The organism is Kordia jejudonensis, assembly GCF_001005315.1.
Lineage (GTDB): Bacteria > Bacteroidota > Bacteroidia > Flavobacteriales > Flavobacteriaceae > Kordia > Kordia jejudonensis.
Genome location: NZ_LBMG01000028.1, coordinates 73,291 through 92,732, shown reverse-complemented (window position 1 = coordinate 92,732; position 19,442 = coordinate 73,291). Strand labels below are relative to the sequence as shown.

Annotated in this window: 10 protein-coding genes; 4 read left to right on the top strand and 6 right to left on the bottom strand. The window is 35.7% G+C overall.

Features of this window, described 5'->3' with window-relative positions:
* Positions 1-1,008: 1,008 nt before the first annotated feature.
* The 3 genes from glgB to AA089_RS14435 are packed head-to-tail and all read right to left on the bottom strand — an operon-like array spanning position 1,009 to position 6,504.
* Positions 1,009-2,916, bottom strand: coding sequence for a 1,4-alpha-glucan branching protein GlgB (gene glgB, locus AA089_RS14445; RefSeq protein WP_046757679.1), 1,908 nt, complete (start codon positions 2,914-2,916; stop codon positions 1,009-1,011).
* A gap of 3 nt (positions 2,917-2,919) precedes the next feature.
* A complete protein-coding gene (locus tag AA089_RS14440; RefSeq protein ID WP_046757678.1) occupies positions 2,920-4,545 on the bottom strand; it encodes a trehalose synthase in 1,626 nt (541 codons plus the stop codon).
* A 21-nt stretch (positions 4,546-4,566) separates the two neighbouring features.
* Entirely contained in the window at positions 4,567-6,504 is a 1,938-nt protein-coding gene (locus tag AA089_RS14435) for an alpha-1,4-glucan--maltose-1-phosphate maltosyltransferase (protein WP_046757677.1), read from the bottom strand.
* Positions 6,505-6,821: 317 nt separating this feature from the next.
* Here AA089_RS14435 and AA089_RS14430 point away from each other — a divergent pair, with 317 nt between their 5' ends.
* The 4 genes from AA089_RS14430 to AA089_RS14415 all read left to right on the top strand — a co-directional run bounded on the left by AA089_RS14430 (position 6,822) and on the right by AA089_RS14415 (position 9,583).
* Positions 6,822-7,475 carry an EF-Tu C-terminal domain-related protein gene (locus tag AA089_RS14430; RefSeq protein WP_046757676.1) on the top strand — a complete coding sequence of 218 codons (654 nt, stop codon included), beginning with the start codon at positions 6,822-6,824 and terminating at the stop codon, positions 7,473-7,475.
* Between the two features lie 72 nt (positions 7,476-7,547).
* Positions 7,548-7,892, top strand: coding sequence for a hypothetical protein (locus AA089_RS24820; protein ID WP_162200448.1), 345 nt, complete (start codon positions 7,548-7,550; stop codon positions 7,890-7,892).
* A 251-nt stretch (positions 7,893-8,143) separates the two neighbouring features.
* Complete coding sequence (locus AA089_RS14420; RefSeq protein WP_046757674.1) at positions 8,144-9,079, top strand: hypothetical protein; 936 nt, start codon at positions 8,144-8,146, stop codon at positions 9,077-9,079.
* 165 nt (positions 9,080-9,244) lie between these two features.
* Positions 9,245-9,583, top strand: a complete 339-nt coding sequence (locus tag AA089_RS14415; protein ID WP_046757673.1) for a hypothetical protein — start codon at positions 9,245-9,247, stop codon at positions 9,581-9,583.
* 335 nt (positions 9,584-9,918) lie between these two features.
* On the opposite strand, the gene AA089_RS14410 is transcribed toward AA089_RS14415, so the two are convergent.
* The 3 genes from AA089_RS14410 to AA089_RS14400 form a co-directional block, all read right to left on the bottom strand.
* Positions 9,919-10,656 carry a hypothetical protein gene (locus AA089_RS14410; protein WP_156169035.1) on the bottom strand — a complete coding sequence of 246 codons (738 nt, stop codon included), beginning with the start codon at positions 10,654-10,656 and terminating at the stop codon, positions 9,919-9,921.
* 71 nt (positions 10,657-10,727) lie between these two features.
* Positions 10,728-17,339 (bottom strand): RHS repeat-associated core domain-containing protein, encoded by a 6,612-nt coding sequence (locus tag AA089_RS14405; RefSeq protein WP_046757671.1) that lies wholly within the window; start codon positions 17,337-17,339, stop codon positions 10,728-10,730.
* Positions 17,340-17,351: 12 nt separating this feature from the next.
* Complete coding sequence (locus AA089_RS14400) at positions 17,352-19,163, bottom strand: T9SS type A sorting domain-containing protein (RefSeq protein ID WP_046757670.1); 1,812 nt, start codon at positions 19,161-19,163, stop codon at positions 17,352-17,354.
* Positions 19,164-19,442: the final 279 nt, after the last annotated feature.

The following is a 19,442-nucleotide window of genomic DNA, read 5'->3' as shown; positions in this document are numbered from 1 at the left end:
CTCTTTGCAGGAATGACATCGGAATTAAAGATGTATTATTTTGAATCTCAATTGAGCCTGTTTGTCGGCACGAGTTGTGAAATTCTCGCTAGTATCTTCGGTAATTTGAACTGAGAGTAGATTCCTGCCTTCGCAGGAATGACAGAGGAATCAAACATTCTAACGATTCAAAAGCAAAGCGTCACATCGTGTGAATTTCTTGTAAAGAAATTTGTATCGAGATGCTTTCTAAACTGAAAGTGGATTTCTGCTTTTACAGGAATGACAAGGGAATTAAAGAAGTATTATTTTTAATATTGAATGAGCTTGTTTGTCGGCACGAGTTGTGAAACTCGCGCTAGCGTCTATTCTAACAATTCGAAAGCAAAACGTCACATCGAGTGGATTTCTTGTAAAGAAATTTGTATCGAGATGCTTTCTAAACTGAAAGTAGATTCTTCTCTTTACAGGAATGACATAGGAATTAAAGAAGTAACTATTTGAATTTCAATTGAGCTTGTTTGTCGGCACGAGTTGTGAAACTCGCGCTAGCATTTTCGGTAATTTGAACTGAGAGTAGATTCCTGTCTTTGCAGGAATGACAGAGGAATCAAACATTCTAACAATTCGAAAGCAAAACGTCACATCGAGTGGATTTCTTGTAAAGAAATTTGTATCGAGATGCTTTCTAAACTGAAAGTAGATTCTTCTCTTTACAGGAATGACATAGGAATTAAAGAAGTAACTATTTGAATTTCAATTGAGCTTGTTTGTCGGCACGAGTTGTGAAACTCGCGCTAGCATTTTCGGTAATTTGAACTGAGAGTAGATTCCTGTCTTTGCAGGAATGACAGAGGAATCAAACATTCTAACAATTCGAAAGCAAAGCGTCACATCGAGTGGATTTCTTGTAAAGAAATTTGTATCGAGATGCTTTCTAAACTGAAATGGATTCCTGCCTTCGCAGGAATGACAAAGGAATCAAACGTTCTAACATCTCACTTCTCAATACTAAAATCTCAAAACTATTTACACATACTTCAACACAACCATTCCCAACGGTGGAATTGTGATTTCCGCAGAATGATTTCTGAATTGCCATTCTTTGTCTTCTGAAACTATTTTTTTATTGACAAAATCGTTAGTACCTGCATACTGTTTTAAATCACTGTTGAAAATTTCTTTGAGTGTTCCTTCGGATGGTAAACCAATGCGATAGTTTTCTCTTGGAATTGGCGTCATGTTACAGGCAATAATCAAATCGTTTTCAGGCTTCTTCCCTTTTCGGATGTAGATTAACACAGAGTTCTCAGAATCGTTGTAATCAATCCATTCAAAACCATCTGCCGTGAATTGTTTTTCGTGTAACGCAGATTCTTTTTTGTAGAGCTTGTTTAAATCTTTAATGACATTCTGAACACCTTTGTGTACATCGTGTTCTAGTAAATGCCAATCGAGACTTTGCTCAAAATTCCATTCGCCACTTTGTCCAAATTCAGCTCCTTGAAATAGTAAATTGGTTCCCGGATGCGTAAACATATAACTGTACAATAAACGAAGATTTGCAAAACGTTGCCATTCGTCACCTGGCATTCTTCCTAAGATGGAATGTTTTCCATACACAACCTCGTCATGTGACAACGGTAACATAAAGTTTTCCGTAAACGCATATGTCATGCTGAACGTTAGATCGTTTTGATGATGCTGTCTGTAAATTGGCTCTTTGGCAAAATATTGTAAGGTGTCGTGCATCCAACCCATCATCCATTTCATCCCAAAACCGAGTCCACCAATGGAAGCTGGACGTGACACCATTGGAAACGATGTTGATTCTTCTGCAATGGTTTGCACATCTGGAAACATGGAATAGACCGCTTCATTCATTTCTTTCATAAACGCAATCGCGTCTAAGTTTTCGCGTCCACCAAATTGATTTGGTTCCCATTCGCCTTCGTTTCTGGAATAATCTAAGAATAACATGGAAGCAACCGCATCTACACGCAAACCGTCAGCGTGATATTGGTCGAGCCAAAAAATAGCATTACTGATTAGGAACGATTTTACTTCGTTTCGTCCGTAATTAAAGATCAAACTTTTCCAATCAGGATGATAGCCTCTTCGCTTGTCTGGATGTTCGTATAAGCAAGTTCCATCAAAGAAACCAAGTCCATGTGCATCTTCTGGAAAGTGCGATGGTACCCAATCTAAGATGATTCCGATGTCGTTTTGATGCAGTTTATCTACTAATAATTTGAATTCTTCTGGATAACCAAATCGTGCTGTCGGCGCAAAGTATCCAACCAATTGATATCCCCAACTTGGATCGTACGGATATTCCATGACTGGCATTAATTCCACATGTGTGAAATTCATTTCTTTGACATAGCTGACCAATTCATCTGCTAATTCCGTATAGGTTAAGAATTTGTTTTCTTCTAGTTTGCGCTTCCACGAACCTAAATGCACTTCGTATACCGAATATGGCGCATCTAAGGCATTGTGTTTTTTACGTTTTTTCATCCACTTGGTATCTTTCCAAGCATGATCTGCTTCCCAAACAATCGAAGCTGTTTTTGGTGGATGTTCGCAACGACGCGCATACGGATCAGCTTTTTCCGTTTTGATGTCGTTATGATGACTTTGTATTTTATACTTATATGTAGTTCCTTTTCCAACATTTGGAATGAATCCTTCCCAAATACCGCTTTCGTCCCAACGTACATTGAGTTGGTGTTCGCCTTCTATCCAAAAATTGAAATCGCCAATTACGGAAACGGTTTTAGCACTTGGCGCCCAAACGGCAAAGTAGGTTCCTTCTACGCCATCAAGCGTCATCATGTGTGAGCCAAATTTTTCGTAGAGCTTGTAATGTTTTCCTGCTTTGAATAGATTGATATCGAATTCAGAAAATAGACTATGTGGAAGTACTTTTGCCATAAATTAGTGATTGATAATGTTTGTGATTCCTTTGAGTGGAATGACTGCCCAAAGTGGTCGTGAATTGAGTTCGTACCCAAGTTCATAGATTGCTTTTTCGAGCAATGAATATTTTAGTAAAAAGATGCGTTCTTGACTGTAACCAATGTTTAGATTCGCATCTTGAATTTTTTCAATGTATGTTTTTAAGAACACACCAATAAAGTACGTGTATAACAATTCGCCTGCTTCAAAGAGTTGTTCTTGTGAATGCTTGTAATCATCTTTGTGATTGAAAATTGTTGCATAAATAGCATAGTGAAAGCTTCTAAATAAACCTGCTACATCTTTTAGTGGCGGTTGTTTTACTTTACGATCACGAATGGTACTTTCAGGTTCGCCTTCAAAATCTAGAATGTAGAAATCATCATCTTTGACCAAGATTTGACCTAAATGATAATCGCCATGCACTCGGATGCGTTCGCCTTTGAGTTTTGTCCAATCGAAATTTACCAAACGTTTTCTAATGAGGTTTTTATTGTCTAGAAATTCCTGTGCTAAGGTTAACGACAAACCTTCAAGCTTGTGTAAATTGTTTTCAACCGTATTGAGACGATTTTGAAATTGATATAACAATCTGTTTTTCAACCAAACCGTATAATCGCCGTTGAAATGCGTTGGTGTAAAGGCAGTTTCTTCAAATTCGCTTCCTAACGCAACATGCATTTCTGCCGTACGTTCTGCGAGTTTTTGCACTTTTAAGAATAGATTTAATCCTACCCAATCAATGATTCTTGGAGAAACGTCACGAATGCTGAGTCGCTCAAAGAGCTTCGTTTCAGGCAATTTATCAATACTGATATTTTTCGTTTCTAGATTTAGAAATACTTTGTGTAATTCCTTCAACATATAATCCCACGCATCGCCTTCGTTTGGCACCATTTCCTGCATTAAACCAATCGTAATGTTATCTTTTTCAGAATCTACAATGCTTAAACTTCCTAAATAGGCTGGTGTGTTTTTGTATTGTTTCTTTTCCGATAAGAAACGACTCATTTCATAGTCAGGATTTTTGTTTGCGTAGATTCTTCGGAAGAATTTCAACACACAACTTTCATTGTACACAATAGACGTGTTGCTTTGCTCTAAGCCCATGAAACGTGACGATTTGTATACTTGATCAAATTGTAAACTTTTATGATATTGCACACGTGTTTGATCGTTTGGAATGGCAGAATGAATGCGTTCAAACACCAATTTACGAAACGCTTCTAAGTTGATCGCATCAATGATAAATCCTTCTTGATTTTTGATACTTATTGGCAAGATTCGATCTTCTTTGGCAAAACTTTCATCCGACACAAACGCAATCGGTAAAAAGTAATGTTGATAGAATGCTTCTACAAAATTTACTTCTAATATTAGTCCATAATAGACTTCGCCATGTTGTTGAATTCGGAAATATTCCGAAAGTTCAATGTATTTTAGTTTGCTTGCTTTTCCACCGTACCAACGTTGTTTTGTAATGTAATCTTCTAAAACTTCTGATAAAAAAGCTTTGACAAACGCCTTGTTTTCTAACAATTCTTCCCAAGAATCATTAAAGTTGTACTGCGTTTGTGGTTTGGTTTTGGTGGTTTTTTTAGCCATTGGTTGATGGTTTTACTAAATCTATTTGTTGATTTTAAAGATATGAAATGGTAACGCAGGATGCAATTCTACAAAGTTCCATTCGTCATACCAGTTGTAACTGTTTCCTGTTACTAAATCGTGTACTTCTACTTTGTGTCCTTGATGAATGCCCAAATCGTGCAATGGCAACTGAATGGTTCCTTGCTGCGCGTAGTATTGATCTAAACTGATGATGACTAATACTTCACTCGTACGATCTTGATTCCACTTGTAAAAGCCAATTAGGTTTTCATTTTCTATGTGACAAAACTTGATATTATTGGTTTGTTGCAACGCTTCATGTTCGTGACGAATGGCGTTGATGCGTCCAATTAACGTTGTCAGTTTGTTTTGTTTGTTCCAATCGTAATGACACAATTGAAATTTCTCAGACATGTAGTATTCTTCCTTTCCAGGAATGGCATCGTCAATCATTTGCTCAAATACAGGTCCGTAAATTCCAATATTAGAACTCAAAGTTGCTGCCAAAGCATACCGTTGAATGTATTTTGCTTCGTTGGCGCCTTGCAAGTGAAACGGATTGATGTCTGGTGTATTTGGCCAAAAGTTCGGGCGCATGTATTCTTTCTGCTCCGTTTTGGTCAATTCTTCCATGTATGCAATCAATTCATGTTTTGTGTTTCGCCACGTGAAGTATGTGTATGATTGTGTGTAGCCTTGTTTTGCCAATTGTTGCATGACTTTTGGCTTGGTAAACGCTTCCGCGAGAAAAATCACGTTTGGATGTTTCTTTTTGACTTCGGCAATGATCCAATTCCAAAAGTAGTATGGTTTTGTGTGTGGATTATCTACTCTAAATACATTTACACCACAATTAATCCAATGGAAAAGTGTGTCTAAACATTCGTTCCAAAGGTTTTTATAGTCTTCACTTTCCCAATAAATTGGTAAGATATCTTGATATTTTTTTGGTGGATTCTCCGCATATTGTACCGTTCCATCTGGTCGCCATTTGAACCAATCTGGATGCGACGTTACCCAAGGATGATCGGGCGCGGCTTGCAATGCATAGTCCATCGCGATTTCTATGTTTTGTTCTTTTGCTTTGGCAACCAATTGTTTAAAATCTTCCAACGTTCCCAATTCAGGATGTACATCTTTGTGTCCTCCATGTTTGGAACCAATTCCCCAAGCTGAACCAACATCGCCTTTTTTGGCTTCCGTTGTATTGTTTTTTCCTTTACGATTGACTTCTCCAATAGGATGAATTGGTGGAAAGTATAAGGTATCAAATCCCATCTCAGCCACACGTGGAAGCAAACGTTCACAATCTTTAAATGTTCCGTGTTTTCCTTCCGTTTCTGAAGCTGAACGTGGAAAGAATTCATACCATGTACTGAATTGTGCTTTTTTACGATCGACATAGATTTGCAAATCGTGTGATTCGTTTGCCAGGTGTTTTTCAGGATATTTTACAAGTATGTTGTGTAGTTTTTCACTTTTTGCTGCGGCAACTGCTTCTTCATATCTGGAAGCATCTTTAAACGCATCAATACATTCTCCTAGATAATCTTTTTCTGTTTTAGACGCTTTTTTCAATATAGGTTTTAGCAATTCTGCTCCTTCTAATAATTCAGAAGTAATGTGTTGATTGTCGTCAATTTTACGTTCGGCTCCATGTTGCCAATTTAACGCATAATCTACCCAACCTTGTACTTTATACGTGTAAAATCCTTGTTTTTCAACAACAAATGAAGCTTGCCATTCGTCATTTCCGAGTTCGTGCATGCGCACTTCTTTCCATGTTTTTGCTTTTTCATGTTTGTACAATACAGAAGCAGCGATGACGTCATGTCCGTCCACTAAGACGTGTGCTTGTACAGTGACAATTTCGTTGACAATTCGTTTGATAAAAAATTCGCCACCGTTCAGTTGTGGAGAAATATGATCGATAACGACGCGTTTTTGGTTTTGCATTTTTCGGAATAATTAGCGTTCTAAACTCCGAAATTACTAAAAATCATGGCAATTTTCACACTGTTTCCATGATTATCTTACTGATTTTGAAACTACAACGATTGCGTACTGATTATGAAACTGTTAATTCGTTTTTTATGGGTTCATTTTTTAGATTTTAGATCGATTTTATACTGTTATTTGTGAAGTGGTTTGTTATTTTTTTCATCAAACGCTCGTTAAATATTATATCTTTGAAAAGCGTACCAAAGAAGATTTAAACGTATATACATACGAAATAAAGAGTATTCATTAAGCGTAGATTTACTTATAAAAACATGTTGCAACATCCAGATTTTATTGCTGAATTAAGGTTTTTAACTACCGAAGAAGGCGGGAGAAAAAGTGCTGTACATGCTGGATATCGGCCGCATATTGAGTTTGAAAATTATCCCGAATATTTAACTTCTGGACAACAAACATATCTTGGACAAGATATTGTGGAAATGGGCACGACCATTCTTGCGGAAATTGCAATTTTTGGAACTGCATATTTTACCAATCGATTGTATGAAGATATGAAATTCAAATTTTGCGAAGGACGACGCACGATCGGTTTTGGGAATATTGTTGAAATCATCAATAAGGATTTAAGATGTGATTCACATAGTGACCAATATAAAATCAATTTGAATTTATATCCAGCAGACATTCTGAAAAGGCTCGCGTCTGACTACAAAACAAATGTAACAGCAGCTACACAAAGTATTCAAGAATTCATCATATCGCATACAAATTTCCAGAGTCCTAGAATTGTGAGAGCATTGCTATTTACAGGAAATAAAGATAGTGTTCAGCTTAACAAAATGATTGCGCTGGCACGAACAGATTGGAGAGATTTGCTTTTAGAGGCTGAATATGAAACACCTGATAAACGTGTTCGAGATTTTACTAAAGAATTTGGAAAAGAAAATATAAATCCTGAGGAGTAACAACATGAAACTGTCTAAAGAGAAATTATACTTCAACACTTTATAATGTCGAGTCACTTTAAAAAAACATATGTGCTACTCCGTGATTTTACCTTTTGCGATTTCCCGAAAGCTTGTTGCACGGTTGCAGGAACGTTTCAAACACGTTGGAAAGCTTGTTGCATGGTTGCAGGAACGTTTCAAATGTATTGGAAAGCTTGTTGCATGGTTGTAGGAACGTTTCAAATGCGTTGGAAAGCTTGTTGCACGACTGCGAGAACGTTTCAAACACGTTGGAAAGCTTGTTACATTGCTGCGAGAAGGTTTCGGACGCGATTTTATGGAGAATTCTTCAATAAAAAACTAAAAAATGATCTTTTTGTTGAAGATTTCGTAAAAAACCTTTTTTTACATCATGATGAGAAGAACGAACAATAAACTAATCTGTGATTCCTTTGTCACAATTGTCATTCCTGCGCAGGCAGAAATCCATTCTTATTTTTTTGTTCCGAATTCACGAATTATTTTGCGGGCTTTACGGGAAACCTCATTATAGAGGTATGTATTTGTTTTACATTTATAGCAAATAAGAGGAAGTTGATGTGAAATCAGCTACTGTTATTTACCGTATTTAGTATAAAAACAGGAATTCTGTTTAAGCATACGTTGATTACAATTAAAATAATATTATGGAAAACACTATTTTAAAGAAAAAAAACAGAAAAGTAGTTCTCAAATCATTTGGAAAAACATTAGTTGTAATCCTAGGTACTACTTTTGGAATTTGGTTCTCTTTATTTTTTGTAAATATTTTTTATAGTGATATGCTTTTTCTTGAAAATTTATCATTTAAACAATTTATAAATAATGGAAGTTTTTTGCTCATAACGTTTTCTATTCTTACGACTCTATTAGTTAAATCTATTAAAAATTTAAAGGTTAATTTTTTTAATGTAACAGCTTCTGTGGGAATAATTATTGTAGGAATTTATTACGGAAAGTTAATTGGATTAAATAAAGGTGTACTAACAACATATGCTCTTTCTGATGAACTTAAATATTTCAGAATATTACCATTTATTTTGTCATTAATATTGTTATTCATCTATTATATTTATGATGGTACTAAAAACAAAAGCCTTTGGTTAAATGGAGCTAAATCTAATAATACAAGTTGGAATATATTCCTATCATATGCCATAGCAGGTAGTAAGTCAAAAACTTCAAGAATAACCTCTCAAAATGAAGTAAAGGAGCTTCAAAAAATATTATCAAACCTAGGTTATAATCCAATTTTTAATGCAAGCGATTATTTCGAAACAGAACAAGATTATCAGCCACCACAAGTAGCCGCTAGAGAAGATTTTAAAGCAATAGAAAATTGTAAAAACTTTTTATTTTATTATCCTGAAAGAGTTGCCTCAAGTGCACTAGTCGAATTAGGTTATGCTATTAGAGATAGAGATAATATAATCATTATATGCAAGAACAGGAATATTTTACCTTTTCTTGTAAGAGAATTAGATGGAATAAATGAAAATATTAAAATTATTTCTGAATACACAGATTTCAACAACGTAAAAGAAATCATAACAAGTAACCATAGTACATATTTTAAAAAATAAATAATAACTGTGCCTAGCAAAGTATAAACCTTATTGATAGTTTTTAACTTAATTTCTAAAGTCCTCGCAGACTTTCTATCTGTGATTTATTTGCTAACTTTAGTGTTTAAATAGGCAACGACATCATACACTAACCGTTAATAAACATTTCAGAAGAACCATAAAATGAAGAAAGTTGAATCGTTTGATCGGACTCTAAAAATTGACGGAAAGGAATTTGAACTAGAATATAATATTAAACAAGTTCGAATAATAAATAAGTTAGCAGTTGTGATTTATAAGTTTGACGAAAACGTACCGAAACACTTACAATTTAAGAACTGTAAGGCTTTTGATGAAAACGGAAAATTGATTTGGATAGCTGAACATCCTATGAATACGCCAGCTGACTTTTATATTGAATTCAACGAAGGAACTGAAAATCAGATTTGGAATTTTTGTGGATTCCTTTGTACACTCGACTTTGAAAATGGTAAATTAAAAAAATCTGAATTCAATAAGTAATAGAAGAATAAGAACAAGTATCATGTCTTAGCAAATAATAATTTTATACATATATGCTATCAGTTTCACAGACATGTCATTCTACACATCAAAAATACAGGAAATTAAACATCGTTGTTTTCCAATGAAAAGCAGATCGCTACTGTGATTAGCATTAAAATCTTATAAACAAATAGCAAACTACGGATTTAGTACAAAGTTTACTTTTATTAAAGATCAATTTGGCGTACGTTGGCAATTGAACTTACATTGATATTTGCACTTCTAACTTACTTTATGAAAAAAAATCCTGCCATAACAGCAGGATTTTCGTTTGTTTGTATCAATGATCTATTTTATTCTTCAACTATAAACGTTACTTTTTGATTTTCCGTATGTTTCGTTTTTTTGAATGCTGCTATTTTTTTTGCTAACTGTTTGTCATGAATAAAAGCGAGTTCAATGTCTTTAAAGTAGGTATTGATTTCTACAAATTCAGGTTGTAAGCAATTGAAAAACGCTGCATATGATTTTTCATCAGCTTCTGTTTCGTTACATACCATTTTTACCGCATATATGGTATTATTTTTTATGACGAAATGTGTATCTATTCCTTCTAGGAAAAAGACAAAATACTTTTTTTCTAGTTGTGCTTTGTACGCATAGACATCTGTATACGCAGCAGGAAGTCCTGTTACGATTTCATTTGTATGCCGCAATAAGGTGTTTTGAAAAAAATTAAATTCATCAAATTGTTCTTTCCAATTTTCAGGAGTTTTGTATGCAGGATTTACCGTATGACTGCTTAGTAAAGTATCTCCTTTGTAGATGTTAATGACTTGATTTTCGTACTGATTTGTAAAATCTATAGCATCCATCATATTTGTGAATATTGGATCGTTTTCATTTTTTGTTTTTAACCTAAATATAGGACATGAATACGTCTGTAACACTTCTTTTTTATAATTGTAAGCCACCAATGATTCTCCAAACTTTTTTAAAATACTATCTGGAATTTTTGAGACTTCCGTATACTTTTCTTCAATATAGTTGGAAGCGTATTCTTGATAGTTTTTGTGTTGTATGGTAATCACTGTGTTATTTTTTTGTGCTGTACAACTTATAAAAAGTAGTACAGCACAAATTACAATTATATTATTTTTCATCATTTTCCAATGCTAAACATTTGATAGATTTTGTTAAAACTTAATCGTTGCGGGCTAAAGTAGTTAGGATCCATTATATATACACGGAATTTAGAGAAATCTGCCAAATATTTTATTTTGGTCACTAAACTTGCGTGTCCTCCTACGCCATTGTTAAATCCGACTTGAACGATTTTATTTGCTTTCATTTGATTATAAATCCAGTTTAAACTTGTTGGCTTGTTAGAAAAAGCACCTGTAAAGCTCGTTGTTTTATAACCTGCCGATTTGTAGAAACCTTCTAAGTTTCCAGATAGCATTTTTAGTTTTTTCGTTCCCGAATTGGTCATACTTAACCATCGTGCATTTATTTTTTCTTGTCCTGTTGTGCTAAAATATTTGTCAACAGACAGTTTACACGAATAGGTACATCCGAATTCTCCCGCTTGTTTTGTGTATGGAATTTTCATGTCAAATTCATAATCCCATTTTACTCCTGCATCAAATTCAGATAAGGAAGAAGTATCAAAACTAAATCCTGAACCTGTCGTAATTTCGTGCCATTTTTGACCACTCCAGAATTCTCTACCGTTTTTAACAGCTCTGATTCCTCCCGTGACACCTCCGATGGCGCCGCCAAGTAATCCGCCAATTGCTCCAGCTTTGAGACCAGACATGATACCAGCTCCAAAGCTAGCACCATTCATCCAAGCATTACCAACTCCACCAACAAAACCTCCAGCAAATCCTGCTGCGGCTCCAACTGCGGCTCCGCCCCAGAAACCTACAATACTAGAAGCAGCATTTCCGAAGAAGCCAGTGGTGACGGTGGAACTTAAGGCGGAATTGAGAAAGGAGCCTGCGACCAGGTTTCCAACACCTGCGCCAATTCCTCCTGCAATACCTCCAATGAGTGCTCCTAGTAATATGTCGCCTAAATCGCCACCTTGTATGGCGGCAGAAACTCCTCCTATGAGAGCGCCTATGGCTACGGCAAACCAGAAAAATTCTCCGCTCGGATCTACAATGACCAACGGATTGTTCCACGCATATCCATAACGGTTGAAACTTTGTGTATTGTACGGATCTTGAATGAAGTTATCAGGCGATAGGAAACGTCCTAATTGTGCATCATACATACGTCCATTCATGTGGAGCAGCGATACTTCAAAAAAGTGTTCGTGTCCTGTAAAACCGCGCCCAATTAATGAATCATGAGTAAATTCGGCTGTAGCACTTCCTTTTTTAAAGGCATCCGTAACGCCCCAAGCGCCAAATTGACGTTGTTCGCGTATGTTGGTAGACGAATCTGAAATTGCCAGAATACTTCCAAGGTAATCTCTGTGTAGATACATGTATTCATTGATATTACCACTTGGATTACCACTTGTTTTGATGTGCGTTATTGGAGCAGAATACGCATCGCCTCCGATATAGGTAATAATTTTTGTACTTGTATTTTCACTATTATATACCATTTCTACAGGAATGATACTTGAGTATTGTTTGTGGTACTTTCTGTCCGTTTTGTTTTCGGCCAAACCGCCATAAAACGCATGTGTACGATTCATCATAGGACCGTATTCAAAACTTACACGTCCTTTTTCTTCTTCAAAAATTTCAATAGGACTTTTAAAAGCGTTGTAGGTAATTTGCTGTAAACTGTTTTGTTGATAGTATAAATCTCCTTGATTGTTTAAATCAATATTTGCCAGTTGATACATGCTAGCTCCTGAATAGTTGTAAGTACCAATGGATGAATTCGTGGTAATTCGTCCTCGATTGTCATAAGCTTTGGTATGCGCAGCTGGCCCATTGATTTGCATTAATCTGTCTAAATTGTCATGTGTAAAGCTTTCATTCCAATTTGTAAAGGCATAGTTTTTACGACTGTTTAAAATACCGCGTTGCGTATCAAAACTATAGTCCATTTTTAAGGCCTGTACACCTCCAGTTGCGTTTACTTTGTCTGTAATGTTCGTTAGGAAACCATATTGATCGTATTGTTTGGTTTTTGATATTCCATTTCCTAATGTGATGTCTAGTATTTGACTTCTTGCATTTTCATCATTTACTTTCCAAAGCAGATTGTTGGATGTAAAGTCTCTTATTTCTGTTAGAATACCTGCCGAATCATAGAGACTTTTTGTTTTTACATTGCTATTGGTTCCCGAACCTGAATGATTGGTAATGTAGTTTTCACTTAAAACTCTTCCATAGGAATCAAACGTCATTTGTTTTTCAAAGTTTCCTGTCTCTGTCGTTTCTTTTATTTTGTTTAAACGCTTGTAACTGTCATAGTAGTAATTGTATGTATAGTTAGAATACGTGCCAGTTCTGCTATTTGTACCACTGATGACATTGAGGAGTTTGGTACTTCCGTCATATAGATAGTTTAATGAAAGATTTGTTTGATCACCATTTACGGTTTTTGTATCTAAACGACCAAATGCATCATAGGTGTAAGTTGTGATTCCTTTCGGAGTCGTTTCTTCAATGATATCTCCTAAAATATTATATTGATACGTGTAAGTTCCCGCAGAAGGATCTGAAAGTGATGCTTTACGTCCCCAACCATCAATTGTTACCGAGACACCATGACTTCCGTAGTTGGCTGATTTCATTTCTCCATTTCCATGATATTGGTATGAAATTGTACCTCCAGCATCTTGAACCGATACTATGTTGCCTGAAGCATCTTTTGTTGTCGTGATTGTTTTTACACCATCATCAACAGTAACAGAAAGTCCGTTGTAAGTTGTCGTAATTTGTCGTCCCGTAAAAGACGTGTTTGTTATTATTCGTCCATATTGGTCAAAATAAATACGACTCCATTGTGTTGGATTGCTTGTGCTGAAATACGGTTCACTTTCTCTAATTTTTCTTCCAGCTACATCATATTCAAACCGTTTTTGTATCCATTTGTTATTGAGTCCTAATTTTTTTCGTTGTACCGTCCAACTTAAAGCATTGTAGTATATTTTTTCATCTTGCCCTTGTGGATAGTTTATCAGTTTTGTTTGACACCATCCTATGCCAGAAACATATTCTTTATTGTAGGTATAGGTAGTTTCTTTTGCTAAGTAATCTGTTTCTTTTGTCAAGCGTTGCCAGCCATCAAACTCATAAGAAGTGGTGAGTCCGTATGGTGACGTAGTAGACGTCATATTCCCTTTAGCGTTATTATAGGTAAATGTAGTTTCTAAGCCAAGTGCGTCTTTACTTTTTGTCATGAAACGACCGCTTACATCATATTCATATTCTTCTACTCTGTTGGCTATACCAGTACCACTGATTGTCTTTTTTGTAGTATTTCCAAATGCATCGTATAAAAAACTTTCCGTAAGCCAAGGTGTACCATTTCCTTTCTTTTTATTTTGAGTGACAAGGTTATTATTGTAGGTAAACTGAACTTCTGCACTAAATGAATTTCCATTGAGTACATTGACTTCGGTTTTTTTGGTTGGACGTCCAATATGATAATATTGACTTGTCGATGAAGGATTGTTTGAGTAAAGATAACTTACGGTTTTAGAACCTCCTGAAAATGTCGTATTGATCGTTAACGGATTTTTATACGCATCATATGTAAAGGTTTCCGTAGAGCTTATTCCTTGCAAACCATCTTCATTTAAAATTTGAGTAGGAATGTTTACAAATACTTTGTTGGAAAGTAATTGTGTTGAATACGTATAGGTTGTTTTACTTGCAAAACTAGAAGGCACATAACTTGAAGGCGATGTAGAAACCCAGCGTTGGGTAATGGCGGCTCGATTTTGCATGTCGTGCTTGGTTACATTCCAAAGTTGCCCAACATCATCTCCAAACCAATTCGTTTTCTTGAAATCTTTAAAACCTAAAAATCCGAGTCCTTCTGCATGAGAAACAGCACCATTGTATTGAAAGAGTTGCCTTTTTGTATGTCCAGAACCAGATTGTTTTGCTTCTTTAACAACCTTTAAAGATGGTGCTATATTGACATTGACAAAAGGATAGGTTTCACTATAATCTGGATAATAGATATTTGTTGGATATGGCGAAGAACTACTTGGAACTCCAATACGTTCGTAGAAAATATCGGTTACCACACCATTGTTGCTTATTCTTTTCAGAGATGTATCTAATTTATTGTCTCTTCTAAATTCGTAGGTATGTACATTGTTTCCATCAATGTACGCATATTCTAAATTACTGTTTGTTTGTTTTGCTTCTAAGAATAATGGAATACCAAATTTAGTTACGCCATTATTTACTGCCAATGAGTTTGTCGTTAGCTGAAAAGAAGGTGTACTGTCAGTACTGTTCTGCTTGTTTGTGTATAGTTGTAATCTATCACTAACTACACTATACGAAGAATATGGCGATACAACTTCGTGTTTTAAGATGTCCGATTTCCCGTCTCCATTGTAATCTTGTGCTATGTAATGGTATTCATATAAAGGATTACTCATTGAAACGCCATTTACGTTTCTTGATCCGTTATGTACATAGTTTTCCTTGTATAGTATTCCAATATTTTTTGAATAGTAATAGATGTTGTTTCCTCTAGAAAGGTAAAAACGCCACGTAGAACTATTGTTCGCTGATGGTTGTGCAAAATCTGTTTTTCCATCGCCGTTGTAATCGCCAAGTAAGATTGGCTTGTCTTTATCTAAATAACTGTAAGGCAAATATGCAATTTGAACCAATTGGTTGGATGAATTCATGGAGTATACTCTAACAGATCCATCTCTAAAGTGCATTAAATCCGTTTTTCCATCTCCGTCAAAATCCAATCCAAATAGTTTATCAGAATTATCCTGAATACGTGTCGTTAGTGAACCAATATTCACAGCACTTGTACTTGCCGTTCGTTTTAAATCGACGAAATATACTTCGGAGTTTCCTTGCGAAACTGATTGATTTTCACATTCACATTCATCATATCCGTAATCGTCCCATGGATCATATACTTCTTCACAAACTGTTCTGTAGTATCTTTTAGGAATCGCCAAAACGTCCGTTAATCCATCTCCATTAAAATCTCCATTGATATATGTTTTTGGTATTTTTCGATCTTCATTACTCACATTTCCTCCGTAATCGCAATAATCTAGTGGCGCTGGTCCTATTGGGAAATTCACAAATTTATCATATTGTAACACAGGTCCATATGCTGCCATTGCAAAGGTTCTAAAACGTACAGTTGCGTTGGAACTATTTACCGTTTCTCTGGCGGTAGTTACACCTTGCTGTCCTAATACTATTCCATTCCACGATAAGATAGTACTTGTAAAAACATCATCAAATTTTTCAGTATTTACTGCATATCCTAACGAAATCCCTGAACCATAATCATCAAAAATGTCCATGAATACATTCAGTTTGTTTCTCGAGTTTTTATGGTAGGTAATAAAATCCATCTGTCCGTCTCCATTTAACTCTCCAACAGCGATTCTATCTGTATTGTAATTGATTCCTGGATAAATATCAAGCGTATTTCCATCTCGTACCACACCACTCGATGAATATTCGTATGAAAATGTAATTGGTGGTAACGATTGATTTGAACCATTGTATTCTCGAATTGAAGAGATACGTTGGTATCCTAACGAAGTGGTGTTGTGCGAAAGTTGATATTTACGATACAACTGTCCCGCACTTTTTACTTCAATACGATCTAAAATGTTTGATCGTTTGAAGGTAATTCCGCTGATATATGAAACCTCAGGTCGTGTTCTAGTTTTGTAATGAAAATAGATGTCATTTGGTGGCGTTGTTCCTGTTCGCGAACCGTAACGGATTCTATTTATTCGCAATAAGTTATTACTTTGAGAATAGTTGTACTCAACATAGTTGCCTTGCGGATCTTGTCGTTTGTACAACGCCCATTCTAGTCTTCCTCTAGAAGAACCTGCATTTCCATACCAAGCGCGTGTTCCGTCAGGATAAAAAACTATAAAATACGATGGTCCATACGAAGAACCGTATGAAGAAGTTCCGTAGGCTTTAATTTTGATGTTTGAATACATTTCTGTTTGGTATTCCGAACCGCTTGCGCCATAACTTCCTGATTTTAATTGCAGCCGTTGTCCGTCTAAAGCAAATCTGTCTTTTGAATCAAAATCTACTCCGTCAATAAATCCGTCATGATATTTTGTAGAAGGAATTCTTGTAATGGTAGATAATCCTGCAATATTCCATCCCCAACCTGCAAGTCCATTTGAAGCTTGACTGCTAAATGAAATGGCAATATTGGGTGAAATATCTTTTATGCCTGGTGGTAAACTAAGCGGTACACTGTACGCAGCGCCTCCCGTTAAGGAAACGGCGAATTCATCAGGAGTAGTTCCTGCTGATACAGTTGGTGTAGTAGGTGGATCAATTGGGTCAATCGGATCTATTGGGTCAATTGGATCAATGATATCGATACAATCGCCCGTAACTGGATCAATTAAGCATGGTTCATCAAAAAGTCTATTTTGTGATTTGTTGGCTGCTGATATTTTTTTATTCTTCGTTGTATTGATTTTTTGAAAATCCAATTTTACAGTATTTGATGGATCTTCAAGAAGCTTATTAGGAGTTTGAGCAAAACCAACAAATCCTATAAAAAGTAATACAAGGGTTTTATAATATGTTTGTAATTTCATGGTCGTTGCAATTTAGTTTTTGATAATTTGTTCGGTAGTTACCGTTCCATTTGTAAAATGCATGTGAATTAAATACACTCCTGATGGCATACTGCTTATGTCTAATTGCATTTGTGCCGTAGGATTGTTGATATTAATTTTTTGAACAAGAGATCCAGTGACATTGTAGATACTTATTGAGTTTGTCAACTTGAAATCTTTACCCGATAGTTGAATGGTTATCTGACCATTGGTTGGATTCGGAAAAACCGAATGCTTTACACCAAGTATATCCGTTTCTTCATCTGTTTCTTCTCCTGGCAATTGTACATCTGTTTGTTCAGCTACAACTATACCTTCCTCCTCTTTCATTTTAACACCTTCTTCAATAATCGATCTATTGGATGGTGCTACAGGAGAACAGAATCCATCTTCCTGACAATAGAAACGTTGTTTTTGGTTTCCAGCAGCATCGTAACTAAATATTAGTTTTGAATTTTCATTGATATGCAATAATTCTTTGATTGTAGGTTCATTTCCTGTTATTGGATCAATTCGTGGCGCCCAAAAATATTGTCTGTCCGAAGTATTTGTATCGTAGTACAGATATGATCGATGTCGTAATGCCGTAGCTGAATTTTTCTGTTTGTAATCCGTAATGCTTGACACTTCTTCTCCAGTGACACCATCAAAGATACGTCCGAGATTTGTTGATGAACTATAGCTACTTTTGTGAAGATATCCTACCACTAAGTACCATCTGTTTAGTTTTGGCAAATCGCCAACCCAGAAATACGGATTAGAATTGTACGTACCGCTCAATGTCAACGAACCACTATTATTGGCATAAAATCCTAAATAGGAATGTCCGTTGGTGGAATTGGTTTTCTTTAACCAAACACTAAATCGATAGGTTGTATTATGATCTGTACCACTAATCCAGCCTGTATTCCAACCGCCATCAGCATCACTGGTACTGTCATTTCCACCTTTCCAGAGCACTACTTCTTCTCCAATATGATTTCTTCCTAGTTCTCTACAGTTTTCTGAAGTAGCTCCATTTTGTCCAAATCCAGTTACAGAACCGCAACCTACCGTCCAAGAAGCAGTACTTAAAAGATTTGTATCGGTTCCGTCTAAGCCAAGCAAACTAGCAACTGAAGGTTCGTTTCCATCTACCATTTCCATCCGTGGCGCATAAAAAAACTGTCTGTCAGCTGTATTTGTATCATAGTATAAATAAGCTCTGTGTCTTAATTTTGTTGTGGAAGCTGCAAATTTAAAGTCTGAGATATTGGCAACTTTGGTTCCTGTCGTTGGATCGTATATTCCTCCATAACTTAGATTTGAAGTATAGTTTTTACTGTGAACATACGCTACAAGCATGTACCATTTGTTGAGTTGTGGTAAATCGCCAACCCAGAAATAAGGATTCGTTCGAAGGCTTCCATTCAAATTCAAAATAGAAAAATCGTACATCGTCGTATCCGATCCGCTTTGCCATTGTTGACAACCAAAATAGGTACTTCCATTGTTGGAGTTTGTCTTTTTTATCCAGACAACCAAACGATAGGTTTCTGCATTGTCGATTGTTTGGTAACTAGCGTTCCATCCGCCATCTCCATCACTTGCAGCATCGTTTCCGCCTTTCCATAAAATTGAGGTACCGCCAAATGGATTTGTGCCAAATTCTCTGCTATTTTCACTGGTAGCTCCGTTTTGTCCAAAACCAGAAACAGAACCGCTACCAACAGTCCAAGTTGAGGTGTCTAATAAGTTTTGTGCCGTTGTTAACGTAGTACTAAACACAAAAAAAAATAGAAGAATAAGTAGTTTTAACTTCATGTGTTATTATTTAAAGATTGGTGTAATTTTATGATCAAATTAACATAAAAATTATAGAAAAGTAGTCGCTTTTATATTTAAAAAAACTACTGTAGACGCTGATTTGTAAAGATTTATGGTTTTACCGTAATTCCAGTATTGAAAACAAATTTCTCATAAAACATGAGCTATTTTCTATTCAACGATTCTTCTTACAAACCATGAAATACATGTAGCTATTCCCTAAAAAGGAGTTCTATTTGTTTAAATAGAAACGTGTTAGAAACAAAAAATCCCGCT